This is a genomic window from Butyricimonas sp. BSD2780061689_150309_C8 (genome assembly GCF_015560935.1).
Taxonomy (GTDB): Bacteria; Bacteroidota; Bacteroidia; order Bacteroidales; family Marinifilaceae; genus Butyricimonas; species Butyricimonas paravirosa.
Genome location: NZ_JADMSV010000048.1, coordinates 1 through 9,691, shown reverse-complemented (window position 1 = coordinate 9,691; position 9,691 = coordinate 1). Strand labels below are relative to the sequence as shown.

The window sequence follows — 9,691 nt, the reverse complement described above, 5'->3', positions numbered from 1 at the left end:
AACCGGGTCAATTTCGAGTGGATTTCAAGGACCAAGTTCTATTGGAAAAGAAGGGCCAAATTAGTGCGGATTTTCCAAATTATTAAATGTTTAATTAAAAAACAAGGTGTTATGAGAAAAATAAGTTTATTATTTGTGTTGATAACTGTCGCCTTATTGTCCTCCTGCGTGGATGACAAAGAATCTGCTACAGTTGAACAAATCCGTACCGCAAAAACGGAATGGCTGAAGGCACAAGCCGAAATGCTGAAAGCCCAAGGAGAGGCTCAAAAATTACTGGCAGAAATCGAAAAATTGAAAGTAGAGAATGAAGCTAAAAATGAAGCAGCTCGCCTTGAAATTGAACGTTTGATCGCAGAAGCCAATGCAGCCAAAACGGAAGCTGAAGCTGAAAAACTACTTGCAGAAGCTGAAAAGATTCGGAATGAAGCAAAAGCAGCAGAAATAGCAAATGAATATCAACAAAAAATTTATGAACTTGAATACGAAACTCGTAAAGCCGAGGAAGCATACAAGCAACAAGATTTTTTGAACAAATTAAATGCCGCCATTATTGCCGGTAAACTCAACCCGGAACTAGAGCAAATGTATGCAGACTATGTCAAAGCCCTGCGGAAACTTCGTAATAATCAAAACGAAATCGCCAATAACGAAGACAGAGTAAATCGGTACAAGAATCTCATTTCTGATAATTTCGAGATGCACCTCGCTAGTTTCCAAGAAATAATAAAAGAAAATCAAGAAAAAGTAACCACTGCAAAAGAAGCTATTGCTGAGCTTGAAGCCTCAAAAACGCTGACAGACGCCGCTATTGAAAAAAAAATCAATGAACTTAATACAAAGCTTGAAGAACTTACCAAAGAGCTTGATTCCAAAACGGCAGAAATGATCAATACTGCTGACGAAGCAAAAAAATTATTGAAAGCTATTTGTGATGCAGAACAAGCAGTGGAAACGGCCAAGCAAGAGGCTAGTACCAAAGAAAAGGCTTACGAAAAAGCAAAAGAGGATTACAACAGCAATCCCACGAAAAAATTGGTCTCTCCGTTCGAAATAATAGTTGTAACAAGCAAAGGAACTAAAAGAACATTCCCTTTCCCAGGATATCCTGAATTTGAACAAAATATCACAACCAAGATTACTGCCGAGAAAGAGAAACAAGCAACCACTATTGAAATAAAAACGACAGCAAAAGAAGAAGCTGAAAAAGAACTAGCTGAAACAAAAGCAAATTTAGGAAAATTAGAGAAAGCAGCAACAGATGCAAAAGCTGCTTTGACACCACTTGAAGAAATAATCAACGAACAAAAAACGAAACTTGAAAAAGCGACAAAAGACAAAGCTACTTACGAAAGTAAAGTAAGCGAATTAAATAATAAAAAAACTGCTGCCCAAACAGATTACGATGCGAAAAAAGGCGTGGTGGTAAAATATACCAACGAGCTGAAAGATCCGGATCTTACTCCTGAGAAGAAAGCCGAGCTAGAAGCTTTATTGGGTGTTGCCAAGACAAATGAAGCAAAAGCTTTAGCTGAACTGACTAAAGCAAGCGATGCCGTAACAGCAAACGATGCCGCATTAGCAACAGCTAAAAAAGATATCGCTGATGCCACCAAAGCTCTTGAAGAAAATGAAACAGCATACGAAAAGGCAAAAGAAAATGTCACAATCACACAAAAAGCATACAATGATGCTGTTGCTGCTGTTTCGGAAATCAATCAAGGTGAACTTGTTGTTAAGGTACAAGAAGCAATTGATGAATTAGAAATCGCAACGTTACTAGCCGATGAATTCAACACGATCGTTGACAATGCAGCCAAAACAACCGAAACGTTACTGGCTGAGATGAATCAAGCCAAAGCAGATTGGGATGAAGCGGTAGCCAACATTGAGGCGACTGAACAGAAAAAAGAAGAAGCAGAAGCGGCTTTAGAGAATTCAGCATACACCACATTAATAAGAGAAGCTAATGAATTAAGCTCTCAAATAGAGCGTATTAATCGCCTGTTGGAAATTCTAACTTCTTTAGACATCGAAAGCATCAATGAGCAAATAGAGACCTACAAAAAAGAGATAAAAACAGCAGAAGAAGCCATCGCTAAAGCAGAGCAATCCATCAAAGAATTCAATGCTCTTGCAAGTGACGAAGAAAAGAACGAAGAATTAGAAGCTTGCATCAGAATACAAAATGAAGAATACCAGGCAGAAATTAATGTTCTCAACAACGAGATTTCAAAACTCAAAGAAATCCAACCTGAACTACAAGCACGTGTTGACCGTTTACAAGCAGCTATTGATGCCGCAGAAGCAGCACTTGCCGAATAAGTAAAACCCAATGCCAGTGGGGATTTCCCCACTGACATTCACTAAATTTGTATATATGCTAAAAAGAGTATTGACAATTGCTATCATCATGACAGGATCGGTACTGCTTGCCAACGCACAAACAAAAGATGATTTTACACCAAAGAAAGGGGACAAATCCGTCTCTTTAAATTTAGGTGTAGGCTCGTTTGTCGGTATGGAAGCCCCGGCCCCGGATTTGAGCACCTACAATATCTCCGCCCCACAAACCAGCTGGTTCGATAAACAGTTGTCACTGAATTTCGAATTCAGATGGATGTTTGCGAAAAAATGGGCGCTGAAAGCAATGGGAGGATTTTCATTCAAGCATAATCCCGAGTACAAAGCTTTACCCGGTAACAGCACGGATGGAAAATTCGAAACCGGAGACATTCCAGATTACAATTTCGTAACATCAAAAGATAAAATAAAATATTCTATCGTCCTCGGAGCGGAAAGATTCGTGAAAACCAAATATGACAAACTATTTTTCCGTTATGGAGGTGAATTCGGATTCTCTTACGGGAAACAAGAAGCAAAAGCGGATGACGAATCCTATCTAGGAAAATCTATTGGAGAAGCTTTCGGGTACCGGGTTGCCGGTGTCACCGGATTCGATTATTTCGTTTCCAAAGCACTTTTTATTTCTATCGAAATTCGACCGATTGCCTATGACTACACGGTATATAATATCCGACCACAAGTCGGGTTGAAACTCCTATCATCAGACACTCACGGATTTGATTTTCTATCTAACCCGATGTTGAAAATTGGATTTAGATTCTAAAGTTCACACATAAAAAATAACCCATCATTTGCAAAATTCCGTTTGGGTTATCAAAAGCCATCCCAGGTTATCTTGGGGTGGTTTCTTGTATTACAAACACAAAACAAAGCATTACACCAATAGTCCCTACCAACCGATAATTATGTTGACGTTTATTTGTTATTATCAATTTTAAATTATAATTTTGCAAAGAATATTTAGGTGAAATATTCCACGATTGAAATGGATGTATATAGACAATTCTGAAAGTGATGGAAAAACTCGAATTGTATACTCAAAATATTTAAGATGCAACCAGCTCGGAGAGGCCGGACAACTCTTCGAGATATTGAAAGGGGTACGTCATGTATCCCTTTCTCCTTTTAAATAGTGCATATTTATTTTCACCTTTTGCATAATTATAGTGGTGATTTATAAGGTTTATCAACCTTTATATCGTAATTTTGCCATGTAATCAAAAAAACACATATATGTCTAAGATTGTAGAGGTAAATGTTCAATCCGAAATCGGAAAACTGAATGGAGTAATACTCCATACACCAGGCGAGGAGGTAGAAAACATGACTCCCGAGAACGCTGAGAGGGCGCTCTATAGCGATATTCTAAATTTATCAATCGCACGAAAAGAATACAAGCAACTCAGTGAGGTTTTAGGTAAAATCACGAAAACCTACCAGGTCAAAGACCTCCTGACAAACATTTTAAAAGACGATGCCATCAAACTGGAAGTGTTGAACCGCATCGAAAAGATAGAGCCTTTTATTGCCGAAGTAACTCCCAAAGGATCAATTAAAGATCAATTGTTGGATGAAGATGCAGAAAATTTGGCCCGTTTGCTGATCGAAGGGGTTGAAATGAAACGCGACACGTTGACCAAATTCTTGAATAAAGATTGGTACGACTTGCGCCCGTTACATAATTTCTTCTTCACCCGCGACGCCTCCATGAGTATGTACAACGAAGTACTTATTGGTAGGATGGCTAACGCTGTTCGTGATCGTGAGGCAATCATCATGCAATCTATTTTTGACTTCACGCCCGGATTTAACACCAAAACGTTAAGTTTGAACACGGAATCTGATCCCCTTCGTAAATTAACCATCGAAGGCGGTGATGTACAGATTGCACGGGATGATATATTGGTTATCGGTAACGGTATGCGCACGTCAACCCGCGCTATCGACGCCTTGATGTATAACTTTATCAACCGAAACGAAGACAAGGTACAACATATTCTTGTACAGGAACTACCCCATTCCCCGGAATCCTTCATTCACCTGGATATGGTGTTCACTTTCCTGGATAAGGACAAATGTATGGTTTACGAACCCTTGATCATGAGTCCGGGCAATTACCAGACGGTTCACATCAAGATTCAACACGGGAAACTAATCAGCATCCGCCGGGAAAAGACATTGTTACACGCCCTGAAAAAACTGGGTATGGACTTGGAACCCGTGTATTGCGGTGGAGAAGACGAAACTTGGAACATGGAGAGAGAACAATGGCATAGTGGTGCAAACTTCTTCTGCGTGGCCCCGGGTAAAGTGTTAGGCTACGCACGCAACAATTATACCGTTGAAGCCATGAACAATGCCGGTTTCGAGATTATTCGTGCCAACGACGTGATCAGCAACAAAGTCGATCTGAGTAAATACGAAAAATACATGATCACCATCGAGGGATCAGAACTTCCCCGCGGAGGTGGTGGTGCAAGATGCATGACCATGCCGATCAACCGCGATGCTGTTGAATGGTAAAATAAAAGAGGATGTGTCAAAAGTCATTTTTCAAACTCCTTCCCGGCTTCGCCGTACTCCCTCTATAAACAGAGGGAGAGTTGAAATACTCCCTGTCTTCGGGAAGAGTCACCAGCTCCTCCTCTGTTTATAGAGGAGGTGGCACGAAGTGACGGAGGAGTTTTTGAGGATAAAATACCTTTTGACACAGCCTCTTTTATTTCTCTCCTACATACAAACTGGCAATTCCAAAAGTCAACTGCTGTTGCGAAACATTCGAGTAACCGGCACTCCGCATAATATCCAGAAAATCCTTCCCCTGCGGAAAAGCGAACACGGAAGCTGGCAAATATTCATACGCTTTCCGGTTTCCGGAAATCACTCCTCCCACAAAAGGCAGAATATGTTTAAAATAAAAATTATACAACTGTTTCATCGGGAAATGTTCAGGCGTCGAAAATTCTAGAATAACCACCTTTCCCCCGGGTTTCAGCACCCTACACATTTCTGTCAGTCCTAATTCAAGATGTTCAAAATTACGCACGCCAAAAGCAACTGTCACGGCATCAAAAGTATTCGAGTCGAAGGTGAGGTTCTCGCTATCCCCAAACTGAAAATCAAGCTGATCAGATAACCCCTTTGCTTTCGCTTTCTCCCGTGCCACGGCCAGCATATTTTCCGAAATATCGGCCCCAACCACTTGTTTCACTCCATGTTTCAACGCCTCGATCGAAAAATCTCCCGTCCCGCAAGCAATATCCAACACCAAATCCTTTCGCCCCGCACCGACAACTTTCATTGCCTTCTTACGCCAACTCTTATCTATACCCATAGACAACAGATGATTCAACAAATCGTACTTCGGTGCGATCCCGTTAAACATCTCCTGTACCTTCTCTTTTTTAGCCATGACTTTATTCTTTTATTTCGGAGGCGAAAATAACGAATTCTACCACGTTTTAAAAGATTACAAACAAAGAATCGCGAAAACTCTCCCAAAAGAGTTTCCGCGACTCGGAAATATAAACTCAAATCAAAACCTCCAAAAGGATATTATTTACTGGAAGTCCCGCTTTCCAGAATACTGACAATCGAGAACAGGGAGAAACAAATACCACCCAAACCGATCAGTACCCGGGCAGGCACGAAAAATGCGTTATCAACCGTAGACTCTTCAAAAAGGAATGCGCCCAGAAAAAGAGCCAACAAGGCAGTCATCACGGGAATCAACGGGATGCGATTCGCCAACTTGAACTCTTGACGCCACACTTTAGCTAATAACAGAATCTTACTGGAAATACTAAAACAGACAAGACCTAAACCGATCAGAATAAAACCGGTTGTATTCACGGGGACAGGTGCTGCCAACAGCTCAACAATTCCCCCCACGATACAGATTGTCCCCATGAAAAACACCAGTCTTGGCCAATACTTCCGATCCTTCTCGCCATAATCATTCCTGATCTGACGAGATATACTTGCAACCAGCCCGATCAAACTCGTACAAATACAAGCCAATCCGGCCATCACGCTCCCGGCAACCAAATGATCACCCCCGGAGCCTGACAATAATACTATCGCCCAAACCCACGCTACCGTGGAAAACAAAACGGTTAACCCGATCAACACTGTTTCCGTGGTAGCCGAGAAACCGTTAGGATTAATTTTATCGCTTGTCCCGTGTGAATTCACCGGAATAAGTGTGAATTTAGTAGATGAAGTTGCTGCCGTTGAAATACAAGCCGCAATCAACGACACACCACAAATCACGTGTCCCGGGACAAATAAATTCTGCGGTTCAGGAGAACTGAACAGATAAATACCCCAAATCATCGTTCCTAAAGCGAATAAATATCCCATACCGGGTAATAAATATTTCGCAACAGGGTTATACGTGTGGATCAGTTGCCGAATAATCGTGGCCGCCGTGGCAAACAACGCGATACAAAGTACGCCTAATGAAAATACGACCGGCCCCGCTACCCACCGTGCTTCATCATTCCCGAATCCAAAAATATACCCTCCAAAGAAAAAGCAAATCAACGCCATCAACAAGGGAATAAATCGAAACAATACACTAATTCCGTAATTCATAAGTCATTTATTTAAATTCTTATGAATATACGGCGATTAACATATTCGGTTACCCCGTTTACTTGAAAAAAATATAAAATAAGAAAAGGCCGTTCGCTACTCTTCGTTCAAGACCCTCCACAGCATATCTTTCAATTCCATGATTCCACTCCCCGTCACGGAAGAAATGAACACGTAGGGAATATCCGGTAAATCTTTCTCCATTTCAGACATCAGCTCCTTATCAATAAAATCCGATTTACTGATAGCCAGAAGTCGTTTTTTATCCAACAACTCGGGATTATACTGTTTTAACTCGTTCAACAAAATTTTATACTCCCCGTGAATATCCTCACTATCCGAGGGAACCATAAACAACAATACAGAATTTCGTTCAATATGCCGCAAGAAACGAAGTCCCAAACCTTTTCCCAGATGCGCCCCCTCAATGATTCCGGGAATATCAGCCATCACAAAAGAACGGTTATCCCTGTAATTCACAATTCCCAAATTCGGAACCAACGTGGTAAACGGATAGTTCGCGATCTCCGGTTTTGCCGCGGAAACAACGGATAACAATGTTGACTTACCCGCGTTCGGGAAACCCACCAAACCGACATCTGCAAGCACTTTTAACTCCAGAATAACATTCCGTTCCACCCGGGGTTCTCCCGGCTGCGCGTAACGAGGCGTCTGATTTGTAGCTGAACGAAAATTCCAGTTACCCAAACCACCACGCCCCCCTTTGACAGCAACACAAAGTTCTTCGTCTTTCGTGATCTCGCAAATCGTTTCCCCGGTATCCGCATCCCGAGCAACAGTTCCCAGTGGAACATCTATAATGACATCTTTCCCGTCAGCTCCCGTGCATAAATTCCCACTCCCGCTCTCCCCGTCTTCTGCATACACGTGGCGCTGGAATTTCAAGTGAATCAAGGTCCAGTAATTCCGGTTTCCCTTTAATATCACGTGTCCTCCGCGTCCACCATTACCACCATCAGGTCCTCCCTTGGCAGAACGTTTATCCCGATGAAGATGCATAGATCCCGGCCCCCCGGCTCCACTACGACAGAATATTTTCACGTAATCGACAAAGTTCGTTGATGCCATTCTTTTTATTTTAGATTTATAATTTTAAATTTTAAATTAAACTCCTCCGTCAGCTTCGCTGCCACCTCCTCTATAAACAGAGGAGGAGCTGGTAACTCTTCCCAAAGTCGAAAAGTAATTCAACTCTCCCTCTGTTTATAGAGGGAAACCAGCGAGTAAGCGAGAGCAATGGGGAAGCTTGCTTCCGAATTGCCGAGCAAGAGCTGGTTCGAGACCGGTTTCCGGGCTCAATACCCCGAAGGGGGAGGGAGTTTGTTTTTTCATTTTCAATTTTCATTTGTTCCCTCGTCCACCACGTACAAGTCAGGATAATTACGTCCTAACCCGTCATAATCCAACCCATGCCCTACCACGAAATCATTCTCCAACGCAATACACTTGTAATCGATCGTTAGGTCGTACTTCAACGCTTTCGGTTTGTAGAACAAGGCAGCCACCTTTACTTGTTTCGGATGTTTCTCTTCCAACATTTTTTTCATATGCATAATGGACTCTCCCGAATCAATCATATCCTCCAGAATCACTACAGTTCGTCCCGTAATATCTTCCCGTAACCCGATCAAGTCCTGGACCTTTCCCGTCGAGGACAATCCGGCGTAAGAAGCAATCTTCACGAAACTGATTTCCGTCCCCTCAATCGTGATATGTTTCAACAAATCAGCCACGAACATAAACGCCCCGTTCAACACTCCCAGAAACAAAGGACGTTCTCCTGCCAGTTCCCGATTAATTTGAGTCCCCACCCTCTCTATTTCCCGGTCGATCACGTCAGCCTCAATCATCAGTCGGAAACACCGATCATGCAATTTGATTCTTTTCATCCTGTGCATATTTCTCTTTTGAATGATAGACCTATCGTCTCTCTAATCCATTTTTTTATTTAACTTTGCACAAAAGTACAACTTTGAATTTAAAATCCGGTAAAAATATGGACCCAAAAGTAAGTATTATCATGGGTAGCACGTCAGACCTGCCCGTAATGGAAAAAGCTGCAAAAGTGTTAAACGACTTTTGCATACCTTTCGAGATCAATGCCCTCTCCGCTCACCGCACTCCGGCCGAAGTGGAGTCTTTTGCCAAAAACGCACAGAAACGGGGTATTGAAGTTATCATCGCCGGAGCCGGAATGGCCGCACACCTACCGGGTGTTATCGCTGCCATGACGCCAATTCCCGTGATCGGTGTTCCCATCAACGCCTCTCTCGACGGAATGGACGCTCTTTTAGCCATCGCCCAAATGCCTCCGGGCATCCCAGTTGCCACCACCGCCATCAACGGGGCCATGAATGCCGGTATTCTGGCTGCACAAATTCTGGCTGTTGGCGACAATGCATTGAAAGCTAAAATCGTGGACTTCAAAGAATCTTTGAAAAAGAAAATCGTTGATGCCAACAACGAACTGGCAAAAGTAAAATACGATTACAAAACGAACTGATCTCCCCGGAAAGAATCAATATAACAAGGGGCTGAATTCTAAGTCTCTTGCAACTATTTAATGAAGAAAATCGTGGTAAAATGTATTTTTATTGCGATTTTCTTTCCCCCCACAGCTTCTTTTTCTTGCGCGTGTCACCGCCCTATGCTCTTAATGTAACGAATGGAGTTTTCCTTTTAATAACTGCAAAACACCTTGCAATAA

The 9,691-nt window shown here is 42.2% G+C and carries 8 protein-coding genes; 4 read left to right on the top strand and 4 right to left on the bottom strand.

Translation table 11 applies throughout. The features are described from left to right. Positions 1-111: 111 nt before the first annotated feature. The 3 genes from I2I33_RS19955 to I2I33_RS19945 all read left to right on the top strand — a co-directional run bounded on the left by I2I33_RS19955 (position 112) and on the right by I2I33_RS19945 (position 4,890). Entirely contained in the window at positions 112-2,325 is a 2,214-nt protein-coding gene (locus I2I33_RS19955) for a hypothetical protein (protein ID WP_087422465.1), read from the top strand. A 55-nt stretch (positions 2,326-2,380) separates the two neighbouring features. Further along, complete coding sequence (locus I2I33_RS19950) at positions 2,381-3,130, top strand: BT1926 family outer membrane beta-barrel protein (protein WP_087422466.1); 750 nt, start codon at positions 2,381-2,383, stop codon at positions 3,128-3,130. Positions 3,131-3,600: 470 nt separating this feature from the next. After that, positions 3,601-4,890 (top strand): arginine deiminase family protein, encoded by a 1,290-nt coding sequence (locus I2I33_RS19945; RefSeq protein WP_087422467.1) that lies wholly within the window; start codon positions 3,601-3,603, stop codon positions 4,888-4,890. 196 nt (positions 4,891-5,086) lie between these two features. Here I2I33_RS19945 and ubiE read toward each other — a convergent pair whose 3' ends face one another. The 4 genes from ubiE to I2I33_RS19925 all read right to left on the bottom strand — a co-directional run bounded on the left by ubiE (position 5,087) and on the right by I2I33_RS19925 (position 8,873). Next, on the bottom strand, positions 5,087-5,779 hold the full coding sequence (ubiE, locus tag I2I33_RS19940; RefSeq protein ID WP_087422468.1) for a bifunctional demethylmenaquinone methyltransferase/2-methoxy-6-polyprenyl-1,4-benzoquinol methylase UbiE: 693 nt from the start codon (positions 5,777-5,779) through the stop codon (positions 5,087-5,089). A 143-nt stretch (positions 5,780-5,922) separates the two neighbouring features. Further along, on the bottom strand, positions 5,923-6,963 hold the full coding sequence (locus I2I33_RS19935; protein WP_087422469.1) for a DUF2776 family protein: 1,041 nt from the start codon (positions 6,961-6,963) through the stop codon (positions 5,923-5,925). Positions 6,964-7,059: 96 nt separating this feature from the next. After that, a complete protein-coding gene (gene obgE / locus I2I33_RS19930; protein WP_087422470.1) occupies positions 7,060-8,052 on the bottom strand; it encodes a GTPase ObgE in 993 nt (330 codons plus the stop codon). 266 nt (positions 8,053-8,318) lie between these two features. Further along, on the bottom strand, positions 8,319-8,873 hold the full coding sequence (locus I2I33_RS19925) for a phosphoribosyltransferase (RefSeq protein ID WP_087422471.1): 555 nt from the start codon (positions 8,871-8,873) through the stop codon (positions 8,319-8,321). Positions 8,874-8,980: 107 nt separating this feature from the next. Between I2I33_RS19925 and purE the strand changes: the two genes are divergently transcribed. Further along, positions 8,981-9,487, top strand: coding sequence for a 5-(carboxyamino)imidazole ribonucleotide mutase (purE, locus tag I2I33_RS19920; RefSeq protein WP_087422472.1), 507 nt, complete (start codon positions 8,981-8,983; stop codon positions 9,485-9,487). Positions 9,488-9,691: the final 204 nt, after the last annotated feature.

Excerpts from the sequence above, each read along its gene's own strand:
- I2I33_RS19925 (WP_087422471.1), bottom strand. The coding sequence starts at position 8,873 with ATGAAAAGAATCAAATTGCATGATCGGTGTTTCCGACTGATGATTGAG.
- I2I33_RS19935 (WP_087422469.1), bottom strand. The coding sequence starts at position 6,963 with ATGAATTACGGAATTAGTGTATTGTTTCGATTTATTCCCTTGTTGATG.
- I2I33_RS19955 (WP_087422465.1), top strand. The coding sequence starts at position 112 with ATGAGAAAAATAAGTTTATTATTTGTGTTGATAACTGTCGCCTTATTG.
- I2I33_RS19945 (WP_087422467.1), top strand. The coding sequence starts at position 3,601 with ATGTCTAAGATTGTAGAGGTAAATGTTCAATCCGAAATCGGAAAACTG.
- I2I33_RS19950 (WP_087422466.1), top strand. The coding sequence starts at position 2,381 with ATGCTAAAAAGAGTATTGACAATTGCTATCATCATGACAGGATCGGTA.
- ubiE (WP_087422468.1), bottom strand. The coding sequence starts at position 5,779 with ATGGCTAAAAAAGAGAAGGTACAGGAGATGTTTAACGGGATCGCACCG.
- purE (WP_087422472.1), top strand. The coding sequence starts at position 8,981 with ATGGACCCAAAAGTAAGTATTATCATGGGTAGCACGTCAGACCTGCCC.
- obgE (WP_087422470.1), bottom strand. The coding sequence starts at position 8,052 with ATGGCATCAACGAACTTTGTCGATTACGTGAAAATATTCTGTCGTAGT.